This is a genomic window from Nocardioides sp. NBC_00850 (assembly GCF_045207335.1).
Classification (GTDB): domain Bacteria; phylum Actinomycetota; class Actinomycetes; order Propionibacteriales; family Nocardioidaceae; genus Nocardioides.
Genome location: NZ_CP108845.1, coordinates 1564226 through 1589817 on the forward strand (window position 1 = coordinate 1564226; position 25592 = coordinate 1589817).

27 protein-coding genes are annotated in these 25592 nt (G+C 69.9%); 16 read left to right on the forward strand and 11 right to left on the reverse strand.

From position 1 onward, the window contains the following. Positions 1-8 precede the first annotated feature (8 nt). A complete protein-coding gene (purD, locus tag OH802_RS07630; protein ID WP_406026658.1) occupies positions 9-1295 on the reverse strand; it encodes a phosphoribosylamine--glycine ligase in 1287 nt (428 codons plus the stop codon). Between the two features lie 25 nt (positions 1296-1320). Beyond that, the gene (locus tag OH802_RS07635; protein WP_406026660.1) at positions 1321-2535 is read right to left on the reverse strand and encodes a DUF4032 domain-containing protein; all 1215 of its coding nucleotides are present in this window, start codon (positions 2533-2535) and stop codon (positions 1321-1323) included. 39 nt (positions 2536-2574) lie between these two features. Here OH802_RS07635 and purB point away from each other — a divergent pair, with 39 nt between their 5' ends. The 3 genes from purB to OH802_RS07650 all read left to right on the forward strand — a co-directional run bounded on the left by purB (position 2575) and on the right by OH802_RS07650 (position 5373). Next, on the forward strand, positions 2575-4005 hold the full coding sequence (purB, locus tag OH802_RS07640; protein WP_406026662.1) for an adenylosuccinate lyase: 1431 nt from the start codon (positions 2575-2577) through the stop codon (positions 4003-4005). 62 nt (positions 4006-4067) lie between these two features. Beyond that, positions 4068-4415, forward strand: a complete 348-nt coding sequence (locus tag OH802_RS07645) for an NUDIX domain-containing protein (RefSeq protein ID WP_406026664.1) — start codon at positions 4068-4070, stop codon at positions 4413-4415. 40 nt (positions 4416-4455) lie between these two features. Next, entirely contained in the window at positions 4456-5373 is a 918-nt protein-coding gene (locus tag OH802_RS07650; protein WP_406026666.1) for an oxygenase MpaB family protein, read from the forward strand. Here the strand turns inward: OH802_RS07650 and OH802_RS07655 are convergent. Next, positions 5360-5677, reverse strand: coding sequence for an antibiotic biosynthesis monooxygenase (locus OH802_RS07655; protein ID WP_160026672.1), 318 nt, complete (start codon positions 5675-5677; stop codon positions 5360-5362). The two genes, OH802_RS07650 and OH802_RS07655, sit on opposite strands and share 14 nt — an antisense overlap. A 58-nt stretch (positions 5678-5735) precedes the next feature. Between OH802_RS07655 and OH802_RS07660 the strand changes: the two genes are divergently transcribed. Continuing rightward, positions 5736-6314 carry an antibiotic biosynthesis monooxygenase gene (locus OH802_RS07660; RefSeq protein ID WP_406026669.1) on the forward strand — a complete coding sequence of 193 codons (579 nt, stop codon included), beginning with the start codon at positions 5736-5738 and terminating at the stop codon, positions 6312-6314. Here OH802_RS07660 and OH802_RS07665 read toward each other — a convergent pair. Further along, positions 6311-6643, reverse strand: a complete 333-nt coding sequence (locus tag OH802_RS07665) for an ArsR/SmtB family transcription factor (RefSeq protein ID WP_406026671.1) — start codon at positions 6641-6643, stop codon at positions 6311-6313. The two genes, OH802_RS07660 and OH802_RS07665, sit on opposite strands and share 4 nt — an antisense overlap. Before the next feature lie 85 nt (positions 6644-6728). On the opposite strand from OH802_RS07665, the gene OH802_RS07670 reads away from it, so the two are divergent. After that, positions 6729-7940, forward strand: coding sequence for an MFS transporter (locus OH802_RS07670; RefSeq protein ID WP_406026673.1), 1212 nt, complete (start codon positions 6729-6731; stop codon positions 7938-7940). A gap of 12 nt (positions 7941-7952) precedes the next feature. Here OH802_RS07670 and OH802_RS07675 read toward each other — a convergent pair whose 3' ends face one another. Together OH802_RS07675 and OH802_RS07680 are read right to left on the reverse strand one after the other, a co-directional pair. Then, positions 7953-8552, reverse strand: coding sequence for a nucleoside deaminase (locus OH802_RS07675; protein ID WP_406026675.1), 600 nt, complete (start codon positions 8550-8552; stop codon positions 7953-7955). After that, complete coding sequence (locus OH802_RS07680) at positions 8552-9148, reverse strand: hypothetical protein (RefSeq protein ID WP_406026677.1); 597 nt, start codon at positions 9146-9148, stop codon at positions 8552-8554. The genes OH802_RS07675 and OH802_RS07680 overlap by 1 nt, the downstream gene beginning before the upstream one ends. 159 nt (positions 9149-9307) lie before the next feature. Here OH802_RS07680 and OH802_RS07685 point away from each other — a divergent pair, with 159 nt between their 5' ends. Next, positions 9308-10204, forward strand: coding sequence for a hypothetical protein (locus tag OH802_RS07685; protein WP_406026679.1), 897 nt, complete (start codon positions 9308-9310; stop codon positions 10202-10204). Here OH802_RS07685 and OH802_RS07690 read toward each other — a convergent pair. Then, positions 10188-11174, reverse strand: coding sequence for a sulfotransferase family protein (locus tag OH802_RS07690; RefSeq protein WP_406026681.1), 987 nt, complete (start codon positions 11172-11174; stop codon positions 10188-10190). The genes OH802_RS07685 and OH802_RS07690 overlap by 17 nt on opposite strands. A gap of 83 nt (positions 11175-11257) precedes the next feature. Between OH802_RS07690 and OH802_RS07695 the strand changes: the two genes are divergently transcribed. Both OH802_RS07695 and OH802_RS07700 read left to right on the forward strand, forming a co-directional pair. Then, complete coding sequence (locus tag OH802_RS07695; RefSeq protein ID WP_406026683.1) at positions 11258-12166, forward strand: phosphoribosylaminoimidazolesuccinocarboxamide synthase; 909 nt, start codon at positions 11258-11260, stop codon at positions 12164-12166. 117 nt (positions 12167-12283) lie between these two features. Further along, positions 12284-13846: a long-chain-fatty-acid--CoA ligase gene (locus OH802_RS07700; RefSeq protein ID WP_406026685.1), complete on the forward strand. Its 1563-nt coding sequence runs from the start codon at positions 12284-12286 to the stop codon at positions 13844-13846. A gap of 43 nt (positions 13847-13889) precedes the next feature. Here the strand turns inward: OH802_RS07700 and OH802_RS07705 are convergent, their stop codons facing one another. Next, entirely contained in the window at positions 13890-15140 is a 1251-nt protein-coding gene (locus OH802_RS07705) for an MFS transporter (RefSeq protein ID WP_406026687.1), read from the reverse strand. An 80-nt stretch (positions 15141-15220) separates the two neighbouring features. On the opposite strand from OH802_RS07705, the gene purS reads away from it, so the two are divergent. Continuing rightward, entirely contained in the window at positions 15221-15472 is a 252-nt protein-coding gene (gene purS, locus OH802_RS07710) for a phosphoribosylformylglycinamidine synthase subunit PurS (protein WP_160026681.1), read from the forward strand. Beyond that, positions 15469-16137: a phosphoribosylformylglycinamidine synthase subunit PurQ gene (gene purQ / locus OH802_RS07715; RefSeq protein ID WP_406026690.1), complete on the forward strand. Its 669-nt coding sequence runs from the start codon at positions 15469-15471 to the stop codon at positions 16135-16137. Before purS ends, purQ begins: the two co-directional genes overlap by 4 nt. A 182-nt stretch (positions 16138-16319) precedes the next feature. On the opposite strand, the gene OH802_RS07720 is transcribed toward purQ, so the two are convergent. After that, positions 16320-17762, reverse strand: coding sequence for an MFS transporter (locus tag OH802_RS07720; RefSeq protein WP_406026692.1), 1443 nt, complete (start codon positions 17760-17762; stop codon positions 16320-16322). 187 nt (positions 17763-17949) lie between these two features. Here OH802_RS07720 and OH802_RS07725 point away from each other — a divergent pair, with 187 nt between their 5' ends. The 5 genes from OH802_RS07725 (at position 17950) to OH802_RS07745 (ending at position 21960) form a co-directional block, all read left to right on the forward strand. Next, on the forward strand, positions 17950-18501 hold the full coding sequence (locus OH802_RS07725) for a TetR/AcrR family transcriptional regulator (protein ID WP_378830207.1): 552 nt from the start codon (positions 17950-17952) through the stop codon (positions 18499-18501). Between the two features lie 24 nt (positions 18502-18525). Continuing rightward, positions 18526-19032 carry a general stress protein gene (locus OH802_RS07730; RefSeq protein WP_350661163.1) on the forward strand — a complete coding sequence of 169 codons (507 nt, stop codon included), beginning with the start codon at positions 18526-18528 and terminating at the stop codon, positions 19030-19032. Positions 19033-19134: 102 nt separating this feature from the next. Continuing rightward, entirely contained in the window at positions 19135-19554 is a 420-nt protein-coding gene (locus tag OH802_RS07735; RefSeq protein WP_406026695.1) for a hypothetical protein, read from the forward strand. Between the two features lie 11 nt (positions 19555-19565). Then, the gene (locus tag OH802_RS07740; protein WP_406026697.1) at positions 19566-21362 is read left to right on the forward strand and encodes a M91 family zinc metallopeptidase; all 1797 of its coding nucleotides are present in this window, start codon (positions 19566-19568) and stop codon (positions 21360-21362) included. A gap of 4 nt (positions 21363-21366) precedes the next feature. Further along, on the forward strand, positions 21367-21960 hold the full coding sequence (locus OH802_RS07745; RefSeq protein ID WP_406026699.1) for a hypothetical protein: 594 nt from the start codon (positions 21367-21369) through the stop codon (positions 21958-21960). Here the strand turns inward: OH802_RS07745 and OH802_RS07750 are convergent. Further along, positions 21943-23295: a glycoside hydrolase domain-containing protein gene (locus OH802_RS07750; protein ID WP_406026701.1), complete on the reverse strand. Its 1353-nt coding sequence runs from the start codon at positions 23293-23295 to the stop codon at positions 21943-21945. The two genes, OH802_RS07745 and OH802_RS07750, sit on opposite strands and share 18 nt — an antisense overlap. A 59-nt stretch (positions 23296-23354) precedes the next feature. Then, positions 23355-24746, reverse strand: a complete 1392-nt coding sequence (locus OH802_RS07755; RefSeq protein WP_406026703.1) for a sulfatase-like hydrolase/transferase — start codon at positions 24744-24746, stop codon at positions 23355-23357. A gap of 182 nt (positions 24747-24928) precedes the next feature. Between OH802_RS07755 and OH802_RS07760 the strand changes: the two genes are divergently transcribed. Then, positions 24929-25573 carry a hypothetical protein gene (locus tag OH802_RS07760; protein ID WP_406026705.1) on the forward strand — a complete coding sequence of 215 codons (645 nt, stop codon included), beginning with the start codon at positions 24929-24931 and terminating at the stop codon, positions 25571-25573. Positions 25574-25592 lie beyond the last annotated feature (19 nt).

Genomic DNA, 25592 nt, shown 5'->3' on the forward strand with positions numbered 1-25592 from the left:
GCCGATGCTCAAAGCAGCGAGGCGCCCTCGACGACGCCGAGCGGCTCGGCGGCGATGTCGGAGCGCCGCTGGAGTCCGTCGAAGGTGATCAGGTCGGCGGCGGCGTATGCACGCGAGCGCGCGTCGTCGATGTCGTAGCCCTTGGCGCGGACCGCCAGGACGCGTCCTCCCGCGGTGACCAGGTGGCGGTGGTCGGGCTCCTCGGGGGTGGAAGCGTCGACGATCGCCGTGCCGGCGTGGATCACGTCCACGTCGTTGATCGAGTTGGCGTTGCCGGCGCCGGTGATGACGTCGCCCTTCGAGGACGACTCCGGGTAGCCGGCCGAGGCCAGCACGACGGTCACCGAGGCGCCGTCGGAGAAGGTCGGCGCCTCGACGGTGTCCAGCGCGCCCGTGGCCGCCGCGAGGAGCAGGTCGCCGAGGGAGGACTCCAGAAGAGCGAGGACCGGCTGGATGTCGGGGTCACCGAACCGGCAGTTGAACTCGATCACCTTCGGGCCCTTGGCGGTCAGCGAGAGCCCGACGTAGAGGCACCCGACGAACGGAGCGCCGCGCTTCTCCATCTCGACCAGGGTCGGCTGGACGACGGTCGTCAGCACGACGTCGGCCAGGTCCGGCTGCGCCCACGGCAGCGGCGAGTAGGCACCCATCCCGCCGGTGTTGCCGCCCTTGCCGCCGTCGAAGATCCGCTTGAAGTCCTGCGCCGGCTGCAGCGCGTAGGGCCGCGTCCCGTCGCAGATCGCGAACAGCGAGACCTCGGGGCCGTCGAGGAACTCCTCGATGACGACCCGCTCGCACGCGGCCGCGTGGGCCAGCGCCTCCTCGCGGTCACGCGTCACGACGACACCCTTGCCCGCGGCCAGAGCATCGTCCTTGACCACGTACGGAGCGCCGAACTCGTCAAGCGCGGCGACAGCCTCCTCTGGGGTGGTCGCCACGCGCGAGCCCGCGGTCGGCACGCCGGCCACGGACATCACGTCCTTGGAGAACGCCTTCGACCCCTCGAGCTGCGCGGCAGCCTCCGACGGTCCGAAGACCGGGATCCCCGCCTCGCGAACCGCGTCGGCGACCCCGGCCACGAGCGGCGCCTCGGGTCCGACGACGACCAGATCGGCGCCCAGCTCGCCGGCCAGGGAGGCGATCGCGGGACCGGACATGATGTCCACGTCCCGGAGCGTGGCGAACTCCGCGATCCCGGGGTTCCCGGGCGCGGCGTACACCTCGTTCCCTTCCTGGGAGAGCTTCAGAGCGAGCGCGTGCTCACGACCACCGGTGCCGACGACGAGGATCTTCACGAGGCCACCTTATGACGCGCCCGGCTCACTCCTCGGCGGGCGGGGTGACGGCCTCGTCGGGGCGGTGCTGGATGACGTCGGCGTAGTAGGACTCCGCGGCGTTGATGAGCTTGACCCACTCGCCGGCGAACTGGGAGAGCACCCAGCGGTGCTCGAGGATCTCGTGGAACATCTGCGCAGGCGTGAGCTTGGCGGCGGCGTCCGGCGGGCGCATCGCGACGATGGGCTCGTAGACCTCGCGCAGCCAGCGGCTCGCCGCGACCTCGATCGGCCGGTCGCCGAGCTCGCGGGTGGCGCGGAAGGCGGAGATGTCGTTGAGGATCCGCCGTGCCTGGGCGTCCTGGACGTCCAGCCCGGTCAACGTACGCAGCTCGCGGCGGTGGTGGCCGAGCTCGACCACCCGCGGGCGGAGGGCGACGGTGTCGCCGTCCTCGCTGGTGGTGATGTCGAGCTCCTCGACGTCGAAGCCGAGGTCGTGGAGGCGCTCGATGCGCTGCTCGATGTGCCACATCTCCTCGGCGGAGAAGACCTGCTCCTCGGTGAGCTCGCGCCACAGCGCGTCGTAGCGGCTCTGCAGCCGCTCGACGATCGCGTCGATCGGGAAGGCCTCGGGCAGGGACTCGCTCGCCTGCAGGTCGAGCAGCTCGCCGTAGATGTTCTGGTAGCCGACGTCGAGGTCGTACTCCCGCAGCCGGTCGGAGAGCTCCGGCTTCAGCTCCCCGGTCTCGGCATCGACCAGGTAGGCCGCGAACCCGGCCGCGTCGCGCACGAACAGGACGTTCGACAAGGACACGTCGCCCCAGTAGAAGCCGGCCAGGTGGAGGCGTACGAGCAGGACGACGAGGGCGTCGATCAGGCTGGGGAGCCGGTCGGCGGCCAGGCCCCGCTCGAACAGCGCGCGGTAGGGGAGCGAGTAGGTGAGGTGCTCGGTCATCAGGGCGGCGCCGAGGTCGTTGCCGTCGCGGTCCTTGCGCCCCGTGACGACGCTCTTGGCGACCACGGTCGGCAGGCCGAGGCGCTGCAGCTCGCGCAGCATGTCGTACTCCCGCCGGGCGATGTCGGCCTGGGTCTCCTTGACCGCGTAGATGTGGTTGCGCACCCGCACGATGCGTACGACGTGGCGACTCAGCCCGCGGGCTAGCGGCACCACGACATCATCCGGCCAGTCCTCCAGGGGGAATGACCAGGGCAGGGTGTAGATCGCCGGATCGGGCCGGCTGGCGAGGATCCGCAGGGCCATACCGCCACGTTAGTGGGGGTGGGCACGGAGCATGGGAGAATGTCCGCCGTGACTGTGGTGCCCAACGTTCTCGCCAACCGCTATGCCGCGGCAGACCTCGCCGGGATCTGGAGTCCCGAGCACAAGATCGTCCTGGAGCGTCAGCTCTGGATCGCGGTGCTCAAGGCCCAGAAGGATCTCGGCATCGACGTCCCCGACGGGGTCGTGGAGGCGTACGAGAAGGTCGTCGAGGACGTCGACCTCGACTCGATCGCCGCGCGCGAGCGGGTGACCCGCCACGACGTGAAGGCGCGGATCGAGGAGTTCGCCGCGCTGGCCGGTCACGAGCACATCCACAAGGGCATGACCTCGCGGGACCTGACCGAGAACGTCGAGCAGCTCCAGGTGCGAGTCTCGCTGAAGGTGATCCGCGACCGTGCCGTCGCGACGCTGGCCCGCCTGGCGCGGCTTGCGGCCGAGCACGAGACCACCGTCATGGCCGGCCGTTCGCACAACGTCGCTGCCCAGGCGACGACGCTCGGCAAGCGGTTCGCGACCGTCGCCGACGAGATGCTGGTCGGGCTCCAGCGGGTCGAGGAACTCATCGCCCGCTACCCGCTGCGCGGGATCAAGGGCCCGATGGGCACGGCGCAGGACATGCTCGATCTGCTCGACGGTGACGCCGACAAGCTGGCCGCGCTCGAGGAGCGCGTCGCGGCCCACCTCGGCTTCGAGAACGTCTTCACCAGCGTCGGCCAGGTCTACCCGCGCTCCCTCGACTTCGACGCGGTCTCGGCGCTGGTCCAGCTGGTCTCCGGCCCCTCCAACCTCTCGACCACGATCCGGCTGATGGCCGGCAACGAGCTGGTCACCGAGGGTTTCAAGGAGGGCCAGGTCGGCTCCTCCGCGATGCCTCACAAGATGAACTCGCGCTCCACCGAGCGGGTCAACGGCCTCTCGGTGGTGCTCCGCGGCTACCTCTCGATGATCTCCGAGCTGGCCGGCGACCAGTGGAACGAGGGCGACGTCTCCGACTCCGTCGTGCGCCGCGTCGCGCTCCCGGACGCGTTCTTCGCCGCCGACGGCCTCTTCCAGACCTTCCTGACCGTGCTCGACGAGTTCGGCGCCTTCCCGGCAGTGATCCAGCGTGAGCTCGACCGCTACCTGCCGTTCCTGGCGACCACCAAGGTGCTGATGGCCGCCGTCCGCAACGGCGTCGGCCGCGAGGAGGCGCACGAGGCGATCAAGGAGGCCGCCGTCGGCACCGCGCTCTCGATGCGCAAGGGACAGGCCGAGAACGACGTCTTCGCCAAGCTCGGAGCCGACTCCCGTCTCGGTCTGACCGAGGAGCAGATCCAGTCGCTGGTCGCCGACCCGATCGAGTTCACCGGTGCCGCCGTCGCGCAGGTCCAGGAGGTCGTACGCCGCGTGGAGGCCGTCACCGCCCGCCACCCCGAGGCTGCCGCCTATGCGCCGGGGGAGATCCTCTGAGCCCGAACGCCGGGCCGGTCATCACCGTCGCGGCCGTCGTCTTCCGCGACGGCGACGGGCGGATGCTGACCGTCCGCAAGAAGGGCACCGCGAAGTTCATGCTGCCCGGCGGGAAGCTGGAGCCGGGGGAGTCGGCCGCGGAGGCGGCCGTCCGCGAGGTGGCGGAGGAGCTCGGCGTACCGCTTCGGGTCGAGGACCTGGCGCTGCTCGGCGAGTTCGAGGCGGACGCCGCCAACGAGCCGGGTCACCTGGTGCGCTCGACGGTCTTCACCTGGGCCGGCGAGGTCGCCCCGGACGCCGCTGCCGAGATCGCCGAGCTGCGCTGGGCGACGCTCATCGAGATCACCGAGGGAGCCGACTTCGCCCCGCTGACCAGGGAGTACGTCGTCCCCGCCCTCGAGCCCGCCTGAACCGCCGCGGCCGGCCGCGGCGCGGTGTCAGACTGTCGGTGTGTCCGGGTACTTCGCCGCCGACTCGATGGTCGTGCGTGCCATGCGTCAGCGGGTCGTCGGGCTGAGCTGGGGACAGCGGGCGCTGGTGATCGGCGGTCTGCACCCGCGGCTCTTCGTCGGCACCGCGCAGCACACGGTGCACCGGGCGACGCCCTACACGCGGCTCGCGCTGACCGCTCGGCTGATGGAGACGGTCTTCCTCGGGACCAAGGAGGAGGCCGACCGGGCGCTCGCGTTCACGGCGAAGCGGCACGTGCCCGTCGCAGGGACGATGGAGGTCCCCGGCGGCCCCGCGCATCCCGAGGGGTCGCCCTACTCGGCCGCCGATCCCGGGCTGATGTGGTGGACGGCGGCGTTCGCGCTCGACTCGGTCGAGTTCATGTACGACGCCCTGGTCCGCCCGCTCCGCCCGGACGAGCGCGAGGAGCTCTTCGACGGGTTCGTGACCTGGGCCGGTCTCTTCGGCATGCCGGCCTCGGCCGCGCCGGTGTCCTATCCCGACTTCCGCCGCCGCTTCGACGCCTGGCTCGCCTCGGACGAGCCGTATCTCGTGGACGAGGCGCGCCTGGTCGGCCGGCACATCGCCGGCACCGCCGGCTACCACCTCCCTGGCGGGCCGCCGACCTCCGAGACGCTGCGGACCGTCGTCCAGGGCAGCCTCCCGGCGCTCGTCCGCGAGCACTACGGCATCCCGTGGTCGGCCGCTGCCGAGAGGAGATGGCGGGCCGTACGCACCGCCAGCCGTCTCGCCCACGGCCGCCTCTCGCTCCTCGGGCCCACGCCGTTGCTGCGCGGGCGGAGCGAGCACTTCTACAAGGTCGTCCAGCAGGGTGAACAGGCGTTGGTGCGCCGAGGAGGCGTGAGCATCCCCGGCGTCTCCGACGTCTCGGGCGTCTCCGACGTCACGCCGGCTTGACGTCCAGGACCACCTCGAACTCCAGCAGATCGGCGCCGGTGGCGACGGGCTTGCGCGGCGCCTCGCCCGGCGGAGTCGCGTGCGCGGCGCGGGCATCCCCGTCGCGCCAGGCCGCGAAGGACTCCTCGGAGTCCCAGTGGGTGACGACGAAGTAGCGATCGTCGCCGGCGACCGGCCGCAGCAGCTGGAAGCCGAGGAACCCCGGCGACTTCTCGACCGCCCCGGCACGCGCCGCGAACCGCTTCTCGAGCTCCGCGCCCGCCTCGGCCGGAACCTGGATTGCATTGATCTTCACCACAGACATGCCGCAAACCTATGCGAGGGCTGGGGAGGCGGCGTACGTGCCTGCGACGATGGACGGCATGTCCGAGCCGGTAACCGTGACCATCGCCCGTCGAGTCTCCGTGGAGCGTCGCGACGAGATGGTCGCCTGGATGCAGGCGGGGATCCGGCTGGCCAGCGAGTTCCCCGGCTTCCTGGGAGCGGGCTGGGTGCGGCCGTCACCGGACTCCGACCAGTGGCACCTGCTCTACCGCTTCGACTCCCACGAGACCCTGGGCAGCTGGGACAACAGCCGCCAGCGCGGCTGGTGGCTGGGTGCGGGCGAGCCGTTCGTGGAGGAGACCCGGATCGAGCGGCGTACCGGCATCGAGGGCTGGTTCGACTCGCCGAGCACCTATGACGTCGAGCAGGTCTCCGGGGTCGCGACGGCCCCGCCGCGGTGGAAGCAGACGATCACGATCTTCCTGATGTTCTTCCCGGTCAGCCTGGTCGCCAACTGGGTGCTCGGGCCGGTCGTCGGAGAGTGGGCGCTGCCGCTGAAGGTGCTGGGCGTGATGGTCGTGACGCTGCCGTTCATGACCTACTTCGGACTGCCGTGGATCACCCGCAACATGGAGTGGTTCCTGCACGGCCGCCCCGCGCCCTGGCGCCGAGGTTAGGACTTCGGGCTGGCGTCCTCGGCGGAGAGCACGGCGTCGAGAAGACCTGGGAACCGAGCGTCGAGATCCTCACGGCGCAGCGAGAGGCGCCGGGCGCGGCCGTTGGCCTCGTTGCGGACCACGCCCGACGTACGCAGCACCTTCATCAGGTGCGACTTGGTCGACTTCGGCACGTCCGGATTGCTCAGGTGGCACTCCGCCATGTCGAGAGGTCCGTCGACCAGCTGGCGGGCGATCGCGAGGCGCTCGGGGTCGCTGAGCGCGAAGAGCACGGTCGTCAGTGAGAGCTCCGACCGATCAGGATGCGGAAGGTCCGGGGAAGAACTCATGGTTCGATAATAGTTGCACAGTCAGCGGAAGGCACGTACTCTCCATAAAAGGTTCGAAATAATTCGAACGATGGATGGAGTGGTGATGTCGGTAGAAACGGTGAGCGCGACGACGACGACGGACGCCGTCGCCGGGCGGCGACTCGGCGCGGGCGTGGCCCTGGTGGCGGTCGTGCTGATGATGGCCGGGGCCAGCGCGCCCTCGCCCTTCTATCCCGACCTCCAGGTTGGCCTCGGGCTCGAGCCGTGGGTGATGACGGCTGTCTTCGCCGTCTATGCCGTCGCGCTGCTCGCCACCCTGCTCGTGTTCGGCTCGGTCTCCGACCACGTCGGCCGGCGTCCGGTGGTGACGGTCGGGTTCCTCCTGCTGGCGGCCAGCTTCGCGCTCTTCCAGGGCGCCGACACCGCCGCCGTCCTCTTCGAGGCGCGGATCCTCCAGGGGGTCGCGAGCGGACTGCTGCTCTCGACCCTGTCGGCCGCCGTGGCCGACTTCGAGCGGCCCTCGCGGCCGGGCTCGGCAGCGGTGGCCAACGCCGTCGCGCCGATGGCCGGCCTGGCCATCGGCGCCGTCGTCGCGGGGGTGGTCCTGGAGGTCGCGACCGACGCGCGGCTGATCGTGTTCGACGCTCTCGTCGTGCTGTCCGTCCTCCTCGCGGTCGGCGTGTGGCTGGTCCCGGAGACCGCGCCCCGTCACGAGGGCCTGCTCGCCTCGCTGCGTCCGCGGATCGCCGTGCCGCCGGCGATCCGGGGCCTGCTCGCCCGCAGCGCCCCGGCGATCTTCGCCGGCTGGGCGACCGGTGGGCTGTTCCTCTCCCTCGGAGCCGCGATCGTACGCACCGAGCTGGGCGCGACCAACCACGTCCTCCAGGGGCTCGCCATCGGGGCCCTCGCGGGATCGGGGGCGGTGGCGTCGTACCTCTTCCGGAACCGCTCGGCGCGGGCGACGACGCTGTACGGCACGGCCGCGCTGGCCGTCGGCACGGCGCTCAGCCTGCTCGCCCTCCCGACCGGCTCGGCGGCGGCGTACCTCGTCGCGGTGGTCGTCGCGGGCTCCGGCTTCGGGACCGCCTTCTTCGGCATCCTGCGCTCGATCATGCCGCTGCTCCCTGCCCATGAGCGGGCGGAGGTCTTCGCGGTGATCTTCATCGTGTCCTACCTGGCCTTCGGCATCCCGGCCGTCGTCGCCGGGCTGCTGACCCCGCAGATCGGTCTCACGACCACGACCTACGTCTACGGCACCGTCGTCGTGGTGCTCTCCGCCGTGGCCGGTCTCCTGCGCTGGCGCAGCAACGACTGATTCACCAACCCGTCAGGGGTGGGCGATCGCGCCGCCACCCTTCCTCTCCTGGTACGTCGCAGAGAGCTCGTCGTAGGCCCGGGTGATCCGGGCGAGCTGCTCGGGGTCGGCGAGCGGGGCGAGTCCGGTGCTGACGAAGTAGGCGTTGGTGCGGTTGTAGAGGTCGCGTCCCGGGGCGACCTCGTCGCGGTCGGGATCGGGGACGGCGTAGACGCCCTTCAGGATCGCCAGGTCGTAGGGGATCGCGAAGGAGTCGGCCGAGTCCTGGTGGCTGAAGAGATAGGCGAACTCCGGGAACCCTGACCAGGCGATCCCCGACAGGCACAGCGAGCAGGGCTCGTGGGTCGCCAGCAGCAGGCAGTCGGCGGGCGCCGGCCGGTCCTCGGCCGGCAGCTCGAAGAAGCGTTTGATGGCGTGGATCTCGCCGTGCCACAGCGGGTTCTCGGTCTCGTTGTTGGTCTCGGCGACCACCGTCGAGAGGTCCGCGCGGCGCACGATCGCGGCGCCGAAGATCTTGTTGCCCGAGGCGACGCCGGCACGGGTCAGCGGGACGATCTCCTGCTCGATCACGTCCAGCAGTCGGCGTACGTCTGCCTCGTCGGTCAGGTCCATCAGACCAGCGCCTCGCCGCCGTGGGTGGCGAGCTTGCGGGCGACCTCGGCGAGGTCGGCGCGCCAGATCTCCTCGGGGCCGGGCGGGAGGATGTCGTCCCAGTCGGGCGAGAAGCTGCCGCGTACGGAGAGCAGGTCCTTCGGGCGGGCCAGGAACCACATGTGCAGGTGCTCGGCGCCGTCGCCGATCCGCATCGCGTGGCAGCGGGCGATGTTGGGCAGGCTCTCCACGATCCTGGCGAGCCGCACCGTGAGGATCCCGAACTCGGCCGCCTGGTGCTCGTCGAGATCGGGCAGGTCGTAGTGCTCGAGCGGCTCGAGGATCAGCACCAGCGGCAGCCCGGACTGCTCCAGGTGCTTGACCCGCCAGCTCTCGTCCTGCCAGATCACGCCCGGCAGGTCGGTGCCGCACAGGTTGCAGTCCACCCCGTCCTCACCGCTGCGCGGCTCCTCGGGAGCCGGGGGAGCGAGCGGCTTGGGGGCGATCTCGCCGTCGCGTACGACCCACGGGAAGACGTCCCACTCGGTCACGCTCGGTGCGGGCAGGTCACCGCCGGCCTGGACGCGGGCATAGATCTGATCAGCTGTCTCGGCCATGGCTCGAACGATGCCACAGCGGGCGGAGATGTAACACGCTGTTCGTAGGACTAACCGGTCGTTCCAATAGGGCGAGTAGTCCTACGAACGACGTGTTACACCGAGTGGCGCCGCGGCGTGGATCCTTAGGCGAGTGAGTGACTTGACTAAGATGACTCCATGACCACCGGTGTGCTTCCGTCCCTCCCGTCCTACGACGGTGCCGAGCTCGTGATCCCGGCACCGGGCGAGGGCCCGGGCAACTGGGCCGGCGCCTCGAGCGCGGTCCTGGTCGACGGTGTCTTCTGGCTGACCTGGCGCAACCGGCGGCCGCTCTCGGACGGGCGCGGGGTGACGGTCAGCGTCGCCCGGTCGACCGATGGGGTGCGGTTCGAGACGGTGACCGAGGTCCACCGCGACCAGTTCGGCTGCGAGTCGCTGGAGCGGCCGGTGCTGGTGCCGCTGCCTGAGGGTGGCTGGCGGCTCTACCTCTCCTGCGCCACCTGGGACTCCAAGCACTGGTGGGTCGACAGCCTCACCGCCGACACCGTCGAGCGGCTCCCCGAGGGAAACCGCCAGGTCGTCCACCCCGGCAGCGACACCGTCGCGGTCAAGGACCCGGTGATCGCGATCGACCCGGTGACCCAGACCTGGCAGATGTGGCTGTGCTGCCACCCGCTCACCGAGCCCGGCCACGAGGACCGGATGATGACCCGCTACCTCACCTCGACCGACGGCCTGGAGTGGCACGACGACGGCGAGGTCCTCGCCGGACGTCCGGGCCGGTGGGACGCCCGCGGGGCCCGGGTCACCACGGTCGTCTCCCATGACCCGCTCGTCGTCCTCTACGACGGCCGCGCCGACGCCGAGTCCAACTGGTACGAGACCACCGGTGTCGCTCGCTGGGACGGCACCCGTCTGGTCGCCGATCCCGACGCGGCCCCGGTCGCCAGCCCCCACTCCGACGGCGCCTTCCGCTACGCCAGCGCGGTGGTGCTGCCCGACGGCCGGATCCGCTACTACGTGGAGGCCGCCCGTGAGGACGGCGCCCACGACCTGATCACGCTGGTTCGCTGAGGTTCTCCGCGAGTCTCGCGCGCTCCTGGAACGATCCCCGGCTCGAGGTGGACAGCCAGTCGGAGAAGTCCTGCCCGCTCACCTTGGTGAGCAGCTCGATGTCCTCGGCGAAGGCGGGCAGGAGCTGCTCGCGCTGCTCCGGAGTCAGCCGGGGCCGGTGGTGGTCGCCCGGTCCCGCCAGCTGGCGCAGCAACGGCGGGTAGCTCCTGCGCCAGACCTCCGGCGGCGCGAACTGGGCGAGCCAGGCGCCGCCCCTGACCACGGGACCGAGCACCTTCGGGCGCCAGCCGGGTTCGACGTACGTCCTGCTGTTGTCCTTCGGGATGTGATCGACATGGCCCTGCTCGATGCCGAGGAAGCGGCAGGCGCGGTCGACGGTCGCGGCGGGTTCGTCGACGATGTCTCGGTAGCGCACCACCAGCACACGGTCCTCGCCGACCAGCCCGTAGAGGTGGTCGAGCTGCCGGCCGTAGAGCCCGAGCTCGCGGTAGCGCCAGAACGGCGCCCAGCCGTCGTGGGCGCGCCGGTCCTGGAGCCGGAACGCCGTGGGGAAGTCGGCGACCGGCTCCAGCCCGTCGCACCACAGATGCATCCAGTTGGAGTAGGCGCGGTCGATCGGGTCGCGCACGACCGCGATCAGCTTCACGTCCGGAAGCTCCTGGGCGATCCGCCGCTGGGCGCTGGTGGACCAGAGGTAGAACGGCGTGCTCTCGCCCCTGATCGCGTGCTCGGGGGCGGCGGCGAAGAGCCGGTCGTAGTCCGTACGCCGCCAGACCCACTCCTGCTGGGAGTGCTTGTCCCCGGGGCCGCGCCAGTGCGGCGGCGGAGCGTCGTCGCAGAGCCAGTACTTCGGCTCCTTCGGTGTGGTGGCGAACACCTGCGGGTGCCTCGCCAGTGCCGAGTGCAGTGCCGTGGTCCCGGCCTTCGGTGCCCCGATGATCAAGAAGTCTGGCTGTGGTCGTCGCTCCATGGGCGGCCCTTCCGCTTAAATCGCTCGAAACAGTCTACTTAAGCGAGAAACGGTTCGGGAGGACTATCTCTTAGGCTGATCCCGTGGCTGAACTCAACATCCCGCCGGCGCCGGCGATCCCGGGCGCGAAGCACCTCCACTCCGGCAAGGTGCGCGACCTCTACGAGCTGGAGGAGGGTCCGTACGCCGGCCAGCTCCTGATGGTCGCCAGCGACCGCATCTCGGCCTTCGACCACGTCTTCGACACGGTCATCCCGGACAAGGGCGAGATCCTCACCCGGCTGTCGCTGTGGTGGTTCGAGCAGTTCGAGGACCTGGTGCCGACCCATGTGCTCTCGACCGACGTCCCGGAGTCGGTGGCCGGTCGGGCGGTGGTCGCTCAGAAGCTCCACATGCTGCCCGTCGAGTGCGTCGCGCGCGGCTACCTGACCGGGTCGGGCCTGCGTGAGTACGAGACCACCGGCGAGGTCTGCGGCATCCGGCTGCCGGCCGGTCTGGTCGACGGCTCCCGGCTCACCCCGCCGATCTTCACCCCGGCCACGAAGGCGGAGCTCGGTGACCACGACGAGAACGTCACCTACGAATACATCTCCAAGCTGATCGGCGAGGACGACGCCGCCGCGGTGCGCCGGCTGACCCTGGCGGTCTACCAGCGCGCCGACGAGATCGCCCGTGGCTGTGGCCTCATCCTGGCCGACACGAAGTTCGAGTTCGGCGTACGCCAGGACGACCTGGGCATCCGCACCATCGTGCTCGCCGACGAGGTGCTCACCCCGGACTCCTCCCGCTACTGGGATGCGAGCCAGTGGCACCCCGGCGCCGCGATCCCCAGCTTCGACAAGGACGTGATCCGGCGCTGGCTGCTCTCGCCCGAGTCCGGCTGGGACCGCGCCGCCGGTGGTCCGCCGCCGGAGCTGCCCGAGGAGATCGTCGCGCGCACGCGGGCGAAGTACGTCGAGGCGTACGAGAAGCTCACCGGCCACCGCTTCTGATCGAACTCCAGGCGAAGTTTCAGGGACACGTGTCGCAGTAAAAACCGAGACCGTGTTCCGCGAGAAGCTACGCGCGGGTAGGTTGTGACGCGTAACACGCACACCACTGGAGGCCATGTGTCCACGTACAACCTCGCTTCGCTGCTCGAAGACTCCGCGGCGAACTTTCCCGAGCGCACCGCGATCGTGCTGGGAGACATCCGTCTGAACTACGCCCAGATCAACGGTGCCGCCAACCAGGTCGCGAACCTGCTGGCGAGCAAGGGCATCGGCGCGGGTGACCGGGTCGCTCTGATGAGCCCGAACCTGCCCTACTTCACGATGGTCTACTTCGGCATCCTCAAGGCCGGCGCCACCGTCGTGCCGCTCAACGTGCTGCTCAAGGGGCGCGAGGTGGCCTACCACCTCAAGGACTCCGACGCGAAGGCCCTCTTCGCCTTCGAGGGCACGCCGGAGCTCGCCATCGGCGCCGAGGCGCACGCCGGCGCGCAGGAGGCGGGGGTTGAGAACCTCTTCCTGATCACCGCCGACCCGACCGCCGCGTCGCCGATCGAGGGCGTGACCACGCTCGGCCAGGGCATCGGGACCCAGCCGCCGACCTTCGAGACCGTGGCCACCGACGAGGACGACACCGCGGTCATCCTCTACACCTCCGGCACCACCGGGCAGCCCAAGGGCGCCGAGCTGCGTCACCGCAACATGCGCGACAACGCGCTGGCCGGCGCCGACCTCTTCGGTGCCTCGGCCGAGCGGCCCGACACCTATCTCGCCGTGCTGCCCCTCTTCCACGCCTTCGGCCAGACCGTTGTGCAGAACGGCGCGATCGCCTTCGGTGGCACCATCGTGCTGCTGCCCCGCTTCGACGCCGCTGCCGCGCTGGCGACGATGCTCAAGGAGAGCGTCACGTTCTTCGCCGGCGTGCCGACGATGTACTGGGGCCTGCTCGGTGCCCTCTCCGAGGACACCGACGTGGACACGCTCGCCAAGAACCTGCGCGTCGCCGCCGCCGGTGGCTCGGCCCTCCCGGTCGAGATCCACAAGGAGTTCGAGAAGCGCTTCGGGGTCACCATCCTCGAGGGCTACGGCCTCTCCGAGACCTCGCCGGTCGCGTCGTTCTCGCTCTACGGCCAGCCGGTGCGCCCGGGCTCGATCGGTGTCCCGATCCCCGGTGTCGAGATGCGCCTGATCGACCCGGCGTCGTGGGACGACATCGAGTGGACCGCCGACGCGATCGGCGAGATCGCGATCAAGGGCCACAACATCTTCAAGGGCTACTACAACCGCCCCGAGGCCACCGCCGAGGTGCTCACCTCGGAAGGCTGGTTCCGCTCGGGCGACCTCGCCAAGCGCGACGAGGACGGGTGGTACTACATCGTCGACCGCGCCAAGGAGCTCATCATCCGCGGCGGCTTCAACGTCTACCCGCGCGAGATCGAAGAGGTCCTGCTGACCCATCCTTCGGTTTCTCTCGCTGCGGTGATCGGCGTCCCGCACGACTCGCACGGTGAGGAGATCAAGGCGGTCCTCGTGCTCAAGCCCGGCGCCTCCGCGACCTCCGAGGAGATCGTCGCCTGGAGCAAGGAGCAGATGGCGGCCTACAAGTACCCGCGCATCGTCGAGATCGTCGACGCCCTCCCGATGACCGCCACCGGCAAGATCCTCAAGCGCGAGCTCAAGTAGCCGATTCTGTACGCCGGCAGCAGCCGTAGCTCGAAGATCGCAGTCACTGGGTGGCTGCGATCTTCGAGTTTGTGGGCCCCGTCCGGAAGGTGAGCATCTGCCGGGAGGTGGCGCCGACGGCGGCAAGGGCGAGCAGGCAGGTGATGCCCCCGCTGACCAGGGCGAACGAGCCCGAGGTGAGCTGGGCGACGGCGCCGCCGCGGAGGTTGCCGACCTCCGGGCCGCCGGCGCCGACGATCATCTCGATCGCGGCGGTCCGGCCGCGCAGGTCGTCGGGCACGGCGAGCTGGATCAGCGTCCCGCGGGTGACGACGCTGACCGAGTCGGCGGCTCCGGCGACGGCGAGCAGGGCGAGGCACAGCCAGGGTGAGGTGACGAGCCCGACGGCACCCAGGCTGGCGCCCCACACGGCTGCGGCGCCGATCGTGATCGGGCCCGGGCGGCTGCGTCTGGTGAACGAGCCCGAGACGAGCGAGGCCGTTACGCCGCCGACCGCGATCGCGGTCAGGAACAGCCCGAGGGTGCGTGGGTCGCCGCCGAAGCGGGCCTCGTTGACCAGCGGAAACAGGCTCACGGGCATGGCCAGGACGGTGGCCGCCAGATCGATGAGGAGCACACCGCGTACGACCGGCTGGGTGGCCGCGAAGCGCAGGCCTTCGAGGACGCCGCCGCCGCTCGTCCTCGTCGCGGGCGCGAGAGCCGGGAGGCCGACGACCCCGAGGAACCCGGCGGCGAAGGAGGCCGCGTCGACGGCGTACGCGATCTCGAGACCGGCATAGCCGATGATCAGCCCGCCCAGCGCCGGGCCGAGGAGCATCGATCCCTGGAAGCTCAGCCGGTTGAGGGCGAGCCCGGCGGCGACCTGGTCGGTGGCGAGGAGCCGCGGGATCACGCCCATGCCCGCAGGGGCGGCGACCGAGCCCGCGGCGGCCATCAGCGCGACCAGCACCAGGACGAGCCCGATCGAGGACGGCGAGGTTCCCAGCCAGAGGGCCTGCACCATCAGCAGCAGCGCCAGCACGAGCTGGGTGAGGGTGGTGGCCAGCAGGATCGAGCGGCGGTCCGCGCGGTCCGCGACCGCGCCGCCCCAGAGCCCGATCGTGAGCATCGGGACGAGCTGCGCGAGCGCGACGCTGCCGGACCAGAACGGGCTGTGGGTCGCCTCCCAGACCTGGTACATGACCGCGACCACCGAGATCTGCCCACCGAGCCCCGACACCGCCCGCCCGATGAAGAACCGGCGGAAAGCAGGAGACGTACGCAGCGGGGTGATGTCGATCAGCAGATGGCGCACGAGGAGCGATCGTAAAGACCGGGCCGGGAGGGGTGCCAACGGTTTAGGTGAGCGGCGTATGGCCCACCTAGACTGCAGCCATGCCTCGCGTTGTCGTCGACGTCATGCCCAAGCCCGAGATTCTCGACCCGCAGGGGAAAGCCGTACTCGGCGCCCTGCCGCGGCTCGGGTTCACCGGGGTCACCGAGGTCCGTCAGGGCAAGCGGTTCGAGCTGGAGATCCCCGAGGTCACCGACGACGCGCTCGCCCAGATCGAGAAGCTGGCCGAGACCTTCCTGGCCAACACGGTGATCGAGAACTACGTCGTGCGCGTGGAAGAGACCGCCAAGTGAAGATCGGCGTCATCACCTTCCCGGGCACGCTCGACGACGTCGACGCGCAGCGCGCCGTCCGTGTCGGCGGCAACGAGGCCGTGGCGCTGTGGCACGGCGACCACGACCTGCAGGGTGTCGACGCGGTGATCCTGCCGGGCGGCTTCTCCTACGGCGACTACCTGCGCTGCGGTGCCATCTCCCGCTTCGCGCCGATCATGACCGAGGTCATCGAGGGCGCCCAGAAGGGCCTTCCGGTGCTCGGCATCTGCAACGGCTTCCAGATGCTCGTCGAGTCCCACCTGCTCCCCGGCGGCCTGCTGCGCAACGACCACCTCAAGTTCATCTGCCGCGACCAGAAGCTGCGCATCGAGAACGCCTCGACCGCCTGGACCTCCGCCTTCACCCAGGACCAGGAGATCGTGGTCCCGCTGAAGAACGGTGAGGGGCAGTACGTCGCCGACGCCGACACGATCAAGCGGCTCGAGGACGACGGCCGCGTCGTCGCGCGCTACCTCGACGTGAACCCCAACGGCTCGGTCAACGACATCGCCGGCATCACCAACGAGGCCGGCAACGTCGTCGGCCTGATGCCCCACCCCGAGCACGCCGTGGAGACCCTCACCGGCTCCGGCACGGACGGGCTCGGCTTCTTCACCTCGCTGGCCGAGAAGGCCTTCGCCTGACCCAGGCGTACGAATCGGCCCGGCTCGTGCTCGCGAGCCGGGCCGTTCTCGTTCGGGGCGGGTCCTCCGTCAAGGAGATGCCCTGAGCTTGTCGAAGGGTATGCAGGTCAGCGCACGCATCCCGTGCGGAACTCCGCTAGGGATGTGTTCCTTCGGCTGCATACCTTGACGGAGGAACACACTCACTTCGCGCTGGGTGCGACCTGCCCGGCAGCGTACGAACGCATCCCGGACGGTCGCCGGAGCACCACGCTCAGCGAGGCGATGATGCCGAGCGCGCCCAAGGCGGCCGCGGCGTAGAAGGCCTCGCGCATTCCCGGGACGACCTCGCCCGGGGTGCCGTTGGCGACATAGACCGAGGCGATCACGGCCAGCCCGATCGAGCCGCCGAGCTGCTGCATGGTCTGCACCAGACCCGAGGCCGAGCCGGCGTGGGCGGCGTCGACACCCTCCAGGCCGAGAGCCGTGGTGGAGGTGAAGACGAGCGAGGCGAAGGCGCCGTTGAGCAGGAACGGAGCCAGGACGGCGCCGGCGTACGTGTTGCTCTCCGAGAGCGTGCTCAGCCACAGGAACGACACCGTGAGGCCGGTGGCACCCAGGACCAGCACCCGCGACATCCCGATCCGGGCCGCGATCCGAGGCGCCACCCGGGACATCGCGAAGATCATCAGGGTGAGCGGCAGGAACGCTAGTCCGGAGGCGAGCGGCCCCATGCCCAGCACGCCCTGCAGGTAGATCACGGTCAGATAGAAGGTCGCGAACTGAGCCCCCACCAGCCCGACCGCGGCGATGAAGGCAGCGACGCGGCGGTGGCTGTTGAAGAGGTGGAGCTGCAGCAGCGGGTGGGCGACTCTGCGCTCGGTGAGCACGAGGGTGACCAGCAGGAGCAGGCCGATCGCGATCCCGCCGATGGTGCGCGCAGAGGTCCAGCCGTGCTCCGGGGCGCCGATCAGCGACCAGACGATCGCTGCCGCACCACCGGTGGCGGCCACGGCGCCGACGATGTCGAAGCGCCCCGGTCGCGGGGCCGTCTCGGCGACGAGGCGGCCGACGAGGGCGAGCACGACGAGCCCGATCGGTACGTTGATGAACAGCGTCCAGCGCCACGACGCGATGTCGGTCAGGATGCCGCCGAGGATCAGCCCGATCGAGGCACCGCTGGAGGAGACGGCCGCGAAGAGCGCGATCGCCCGGGCACGGCCGGCCTCGTCCTTCGCCGACGTGGTCAGCAGGGCGAGCACCTGAGGCGCGGCGATCGCGGCACCGAAGCCCTGCAGGGCGCGGGCGATGACGAGCAGGTCGTCGGTCGGCGCGAGCCCGCCGGCCAGGGAGAAGAGGGTGAAGACGGAGAGACCGACGACGAACATACGCCGCCTGCCGAAGACGTCGCCGAGGCGACCGCCGAGCAGCAGCAGGCCGCCGAAGGCGAGGGTGTAGCCGTTGAGCACCCAGGTGAGTGCCGCCGGGGTGAACTCGAGGTCGTCGGCGATCCGGGGGAGCGCGACGTTCACGACCGCTGCGTCGAGCACGATCATCAGCTGGGCGACCAGGACCAGTGCGATCCCGGCGCCGGCGGCGGCCTTGGTGGCCGCGGGTGGCTTGGGTGGTGCCACGGTGGATGTCATTCGAGAGCTCCTGTTGGAGGCGGAAGAGGAGTACAGTGAAGCGGAGGAAGTCTCCGCTTGATTGGAACACTACCGGAGAGTGTCTCCGGTTAGCAACGCCTTTTGGACGAGTGCAGTGATGATGTGGCGGAGGCTGCTGTTAACGTGAGGCCCCCGCAGCCCTGCGGGAGCCACTGAGGAGGTCCGGATGAGAGCCGACGCGCAGCGCAACCGCGAGCGGCTGATCGAGGTCGCCCATGCGGTGTTCAAGGAGCGCGGTCTCGACGCGCCTCTGGACGAGGTGGCTCGGCGTGCGGGTGTCGGTCCCGGCACCCTCTACCGCCACTTCCCCACGCGCGAGGCGCTCCACGAGGCGATCATGGCCACCTGGATCGAGGAGGTCGCCGCCCATGTCGAGAAGGCGATGGCGACCGAGGGCGGGTGCCGGGAGAAACTGCTCGCCTGGTTCGAGGAGTACGTCTCGCTGCTGACCCGCCACCAGGGTGCCGCCGCCAAGATCACCGCCTCCCTGGGCTGCCAGGACTCCCCGCTGCGCACCAAGTGCCAGACCTACGCCGACGCCAACGAGAGCGTCCTGACGGAGATGGCCGAGCACGGCGCGCTGCGCGAGGGTGTCGACAACCTCGACGTGTGCCGCCTCCTCGGCGGCGTCGCGACCATGGCCGACCACTCCTCGCTCGAGGCCAAGGACGTACGTCCCATGCTCGATGTCATCGCGAACGGCGTCCTCAAGAACTGACCCCGCCTGGGGCACACTGGGCGTATGTCCTTCACCTCGCCGGTCAGCGGCCCGCAGAGCCCGCTGAAGCTGGAGTTTCCCCAGTCGCTCGCGACCTATGACGACTACGCCGCCGCGCAGAAGACGGTCGACTTCCTCTCCGACAAGGAGTTCCCGGTCGAGAACTGCATGATCGTCGGCACCGAGCTGAAGCAGATCGAGCGGATCACGGGCCGCCTCACCTGGAGCAAGGTCGCCCTCGCCGGCGTGCTCTCCGGAGCCTGGCTCGGTGTCTTCGTCGGCCTGATCATGTCGCTCTTCGGCAACGAGAACTTCCTCTTCATCCTGCTGTCGACGGTGCTCCTCGGCGTCGTCTTCGGCCTCATCTGGTCGCTGATCGGCTACGCCGCCACCCGCGGCACCCGCGACTTCTCGAGCGTCAAGGTCATCGTGCCGACCAAGTACGAGGTCCTCGTCGAGCACAAGGTCGCCGGCCGTGCCCGCGAGCTCCTCGCCGACCTCCCGGGTGCCCTCCCCAACCCCTTCTCCTGACGGGCCGCCACTCACCGGCGTCTCGGATCGTGAGATAGGCGCGGCGTTCGCGTGTAGTCACGCGTGTTCCGGGGAAGAACTCCGCTGGAGAAGGAGGCCCCGATGTCATCTCAGATCAACGTACGTCCCGCCGAGCTCGTCAAGCTCGCCGACCGCTGCATCGACTGGGCGATGGACCTGACCGGCGCGACCACGGACAACGCCGGCGCACTCGTGGTCGCCTCACGCGATGCCGGCAACACCCAGGGCGGCTACGACACCACGGCTGCCCACGGGCCGCTGGTCGAGGCCGCGTCCAGCGCGCTCGAGTCGTTCGCGGCCGTCTTCGAGGCGGACGCCGACGCCCTCATGCTGTGCGCGTTCGACATCTCCGCGACCGACGAGGAGGTCGCCCGGGCCGCCCGGTCGAGCAACTCGCTGGAGCCGGGTCCGACGCCGCGGCCTCCGGAGCCGACTCCGGGGCCGCCGCCGCCTTCGCCCACTCCGAGCCCGTCCCCGGGCCCGACACCGACCCCGCGCTGAGAGGCACCGAGATGTCTGAAGGCACCTGGAAGCTGTGGGACGACGCGGCGTCGATCGATGATGCGTCGCGAGGCTGGACCTCGATCGCGAAGGCGCTCGACGGCGTCACCGAGGCGTTCATCAGCGGATCCAAGGACGTCGTCGCCGACTGGGAGGGACAGACGGCCGAGTCCTACGAAGGGCATCGCAAGACGCTCCTGACCGACCTCGACAATGCACGCGACCTCGCCGACAAGGCCGCCTCGGCGACGGCTCGGATCGCCGGCACCGTACGCATCGCCCAAGGCCATCTCGACCAGTCCTGGGCGACCGTGGCCCACATCCCGCACCAGGGCAGCCCGTCGGGTGACATCCGGTTCGAGCCCGAGAGCCCCGAGGACAGCAAGCTGGTCACCGACGCCATCGCGCGTGCCTCCGAGATCCGGACCGGCCTCGACCGCGACCTCAACGCCGACCGGCAGGTGCTGGTCGACACCACCGCTGCCTGGCAGGGGCTGTCGACGAGCATGGCGGCGATCGCCGAGTCCGGACAGGACCCGTTCCACCTCCCCGCCGACGTGGACTCGGTCGGCATGATCAACGTCGACGGAAAGACCTACATCAACACCGGCAGCGGCGACGACGTGGTCACGGTCGGGATCAACCCGTTGACCGGCAGGCAGGTCGTCACCGTCAACGGTCAGATGTACGACGTGCCTCCCGGCAACGAGATCGTCATCCGCGCCGGCGAGGGCAACGACGAGATCAACGTCCCACAGGGCACCAACGTCAATCTCTCGCTGCTTGGCGGCAGAGGTGACGACCGGCTCAACGGCGGCAGCGGGAGCGACCGCATCCTCGGTGGCCAGGGCCGCGACCACGTCTTCGCCGGCGACGGCGACGACCGGGTCTCGGGCGGCACCGATCGCGACTACATCGACGCCCAGGGTGGCAACGACCTCGCCACCGGGGCGGGCGGCGACGACACCGTCTACGGCATGGCCGGAAACGACCGGATCAGCGGTGGTCGCGGCCAGGACTACCTCGAAGGGGCCGATGGCGATGACCTGCTCGTCGGCGGCGACGGCAACGACATCGCCTCCGGCGGAGACGACAACGACCGGATCCACGGCGGAGCCGGAGACGACGTGACGTACGCCGGGCGGGGGACCGACACCACCTACGGTGGCTCGGGTGACGACAAGGCCCACAGCGAGTCCGGCGACACCGACGAGGACGTCGAGAAGCACGTGACGGTCCAGATCACCGAGGTCCCGGAGTGGATCAAGATCGAGGGTTCGCCGGAGTTCGTCGCCCGGACCCGCGCCGACCTCGAGATGCTGGCCGCGTCGCCGACGGGCCAGCAGATGCTCGCCGCGTTGGACCGGAGGCACGACGACTCAGGTGTGTTCGGGATCGGGCAGGAGAACCTGACCATCCGCGAGTACGTCGGTGACACCCCGAACAGCTCGGCGTCCAACGGACCGATGGGCGGCAACGAGATCGAGTACATGCCGGACATCGACACGATGAACACCGGCAACCGTGCTCCTCAGACGCCCGTCGACGGCCCGCCGGTCGCGGTGCTCTACCACGAGATGGCGCACGTCTACGACTACATGCACGACACGCTCGAGCCCGGCGAATATCACGGCGACGACCCCGAGAACCAGGGGACGAACAACCGTGAGCGCGAGGCTGCCGGTCTTCCCGTCGATCACGACAACGACCCCAGCACCCCGGAGCAGATCGACCCGGACCACCCGTACGTCTACACCGAGAACGGGCTCCGCGACGAGATGGGAGCTCCGCACCGTGACCACTACTAGGTTGATGCTCCTGGCATCGCTGCTGACGGCGGGAGGCCTGGTGATGAGCGGCTGCGCGAAGGTGCCGGACGGGGAGCGCGAGATCGAGGGTGTCCGGTTCGAGTCCGAGATCGCCCAGACGGGCGGAGCACTCGAGGTCAGCTATCGGGTGGTCAACGACGCGGACACCGACGTCTACGTGGTCGACTCGGTGCCGACATACGCCAACGGGGCGCTGCAGCCGGCGTCGGCCGACACCGTCTACGTCCTGGGCAGCGGCGGGAGCCGGGCGGAGGTCAGCAAGCGGGTCTTCTCGCTGCCGGACGACAAGTCGTTCGCGCAGATGCCGGCGGTCGGTTGGGTCAAGTTGGCGGCGGGCGAGGAGATGAAGCGGGACGTACGCGTGCCGTTGCCGCTCGAGGAATACCGACCGTTCGACGACGACTCCGTCCCGGAGCTCCCGTACCCGGTAGAAGAGGTCATCTTCTGCGTCGGTGTCCTCGACCTCCGCGACCTCTACCCCGACGGCGTCCCGGCCGAGGTGACCGGGCTCGCCCACTCCGACTCGGCCGCGGAGTCCCAGCAGATCTTCTGCTCGGACTCAGCGGCCGTGGGCTAGGTCGTACCAGGTCACCTCGGTGGCCATGCCGTTCGCGGTGCGGCCGAGGCGCTTCTGGTAGGCGACGAGGGCGACCTGGGTGTTCCAGTCCATGACGCCGGTGATCTTCGGGCGCTCCGGCGCGGAGGTGGCGCTGAGGGCGCGCTGGAGGTCGCGGACGCTCTCGCCTGCGGAGCCACGCTTCAGGAGCGGGCGGCTGTTGGCCGCCCACAGCGTCTTCCAGGCACCCTGGGTCCAGGTCTTGCGCACCGTCATGCCGTGCGAGCGCTGCCAGGCGTTGACCGAGCTCACCAGCCCCCGGTCGTACGTCCCGTCGATGGGGCCGCCGAAGTTCCCGCGCTCGCGGAGCATGCACTCGAGCGCCTTGGTGTAGATCGGCGAGGGGGTGTAGGAGCTGGTGCGCGGCTTGAGGGCGGGATAGCTGGTGAAGCTGACGGGCACGCCGCCGCAATGCGTCACCGGCCGCGCGTAGGAGCCCCGGCCGAGGTCGACGAAGTTGGAGTCGATCTCGATGGTGGCGCCGCCGTGGGTCTCCTTGTGCGGGCCGCGGTACTGCTTGACGCGCTTGTGCGGGTTCCAGGGGGAGTCGGGGATGTAGCGGGTCGAGGTGCCGGCGCGGCCGTCCCAGTCGGCGATCCACAGGTCCGCGGGGTAGACGAACCCGCGCGGCTGCGCGTGCCAGACCGCGTACATCGCCTTGATCCCCGACGACGCGCTCGAGTACAGCCCCGGGCGGTAGCCGAGCTTCTTGATCCGGTAGTTCCAGGCCGAGACGAACCACATCGCCGACTCACGGCAGCGCTCGTTGCCGATGTCGAAACCCTCGAGGTCGTAGAACATCGTGCTGCCGGCGGCGATGCCGTAGCGCTTGGCGGCGTCCACGGTCGCGTTGGCCTGGTTGATGCCCTGGCGCTTGGCGGTGGCGTACTGGTCGGTCGAGCGGGCGCTGATCCGCGGGTCGTCGCGGTAGCGCGGGAAGTGCGGGTTGCACGAGGCCTGCGGGCCGAGCGTGATCGGCAGCAGGCGCCAGCCACGGGCCTGCTGCTTGCGCACCCAGGTGGCGCTGAGGTTGGTCTGGCTGCGGCAGCCGCGCGAGTTGCCGGCGATGTAGATGCCGACCGCGCCGAAGTTGGAGTGCTTCCACCAGCGGTCCATCGCCGCCTGCGACGGCGCCTGGCACTGGTCGAAGCCATAGCCGGTGAAGTTGCCCGGAGTGACCGGGTTCGCGGCCGCCGCGGGGCTGGGTGTTGCCAGCCCCGCGACGCCGACGACGCCCGAGATCAAGCCCGCGCCGAGCGCCCGTCTGACGTACTTGAACCTGGTGAAGTCCCCCATATTTCGTCACGGTAGTCACAACCGTCACTTAGTTACCAGTGGACTCGCCCAGCCGTCGGTCAGGAGTACGCCAGCAGGGTCTGGTCGATCTTCTCCCAGGCCGCGCGGAGCTCCGCCAGGTCCTCGGGCCGCTTCCGGGCCAGGTCGGCCTGCTCGCGTACGTCCTCGCTCAGGTCGTAGAGGTGGTCGGTGCCGTCGAGCTGCAGGTACTTCAGCGAGCCGCGGCGCAGCGCCCGCTGTCCGCGCATGCGCCAGAAGAGGTCCTGGGTCTCGCGCGGCCGGCCCCCGAAGAGGAGCGGCACCAGGCTGGTGCCGTCCAGCGGGTAGTCCGGCGACGGCGTCGCGCCGGCGAGCTCCAGGAAGGTCGCGGTCCAGTCGGTCGTGACGGCCGGCTCGTCGCTGACCTGGCGGCCGGGCAGGGTGCCGGGCCAGCTCAGGATGGTAGGAACCCGGATGCCGCCCTCGTTGAGGCTCGACTTCGCTCCGGTGAACGGCCACACGTTGGAGAACCGCTCGCCGCCGTTGTCGCTGGCGAAGAAGACGACGGTGTCGCGGAGCTGGCCGGTCCGCTCGAGCGCCCGGATGACCTGGCCGATCGACTGGTCGAGGTCCTCGACCATGGTCTTGTACGTCGCCAGCGAGCCGCCGTCGTTGTGGAACAGCACGCCCTTCTCGCCGGCCTCGATCCGGGCGGTCAGCTCATCGCTCACCGCCTTGTCCTCGGGTCCCTCCCAGGGCCAGTGCGGGGTGGTGAAGTTGAGGTTGAGGAGCCAGGGGGCGTCGTGGTCGCGCTCGATGAAGCTGACGGCCTTCTCGGTGACGATCTCGGTGTAGTAGCGAAGGTCCTCGACCTCCACCTCGTCCTCGTAGAGGTCGTACGCCCCGTTGTGGCTGAACTTCGAGAAGTAGTCGATCCCGCCGGAGAAGTTGCCGAAGAACTCGTCCCAGCCGACCCGGGTCGGGCTGTACCAGGGCAGGAAGCCGCAGTGCCACTTGCCGAAGAGCGCCGTCGCATAGCCCTGCTCCTTGAGCAGCGAGGCCAGCGTCGGGTGGTCGAGCGGGATCCCGTGCAGCTCGTTGGGGGACGCGATCGGCTCCGGCAGCCCGCCGGCGAGGCGACCGGGGTAGCGCCCGGTGTAGAGGCCGAAGCGGGTCGGGGAGCAGACCGAGGAGGCGGAGTACGCATCGGTGAACCGCACGCCCGAGGCCGCGAGCCGGTCCAGGTTGGGCGTCTTGATGTCGGGGGAACCGTAGGCGGACAGATCGGCCCAGCCGAGGTCGTCGCCCAGGATGACCAGGAGGTTGGGCTTGCGCTTGGGTCGGTTGACCTTACGGGCCTTGAACGGCGCTTCGGTGGCTGCGGTGGCGGGGGTGGCGAGGCCGGTGGCGGCGACCGCGCCGGCCCCGGTGGCGAGCAGGCTGCGTCGGCTGAACGTGCTGGGGGAGGACACCGTATGGCCTTTCTTTAGTGAATAACTACGAATAGAAGACTAGGTGTTGGTCCAGCCGGCGGGCAGAGGTCTCGGTCGGCGGACACGACGGGACGTTGGTCCTGGTGCATATGGGCCCTAACCAAACCCGCTCGGCGGCGTTACTTTGGTAAAGGAATGGATCGCCAAGGGGGTGGGGACCTGTGCAGCAGCGACGCGATCGGGTGACGCCGGTCCTCTTCGCGATCACGGTCATGCTCGCGCTGACGGTCGCCGGGATCATCCATGTCGCGCACGGCGGCGAGGTGATCGGGCCGTTCGCGGTCGCCGACCAGGTCAGCTCGACCACCAAGCAGGTCAACACGCCCTACGTCTGCTGGGACGGCAACGGCTCCGGTTCCCTGACCCGGTGCCCGGACCCGCGCGGCACGGACGGCATGAAGTGGGTCTTCCCCGGCTACGAGGACGCTGCCCGGAGCGCTGAGTGCGCCCCTGGTGAGACCGGCCCGCGCGATCTCTTCGTCGAGTGCTCGATGTCCTGGCGCGGCAGTCAGGTCTACCTCCACTACGCCTACTGGAGCGAGTGGCGCACCGGTCAGAGGAAGTACGCCGCCACCGGCTCGACCCCGAGGATCCAGCAGCGCCTCGACGGCGCGATGTCGCTCTCCTGGCGCCCGCGCCGGTTGCCCACCCCGCACGGCGAGGCCTCCTGGGTCGCCGCCGAGATGGTGGAGGGTCACGGCTGGAGTGTCGCCGCCTACGCCGGGGACGGCGAGGTCGCCCGGCAGGCGCTCGAAAAGTTCGGTGAGATCCGCGACCTGCGGGAGTGGCGCGGGCTGCCCCGCTGAGGACTCGGGGGATTGGGCA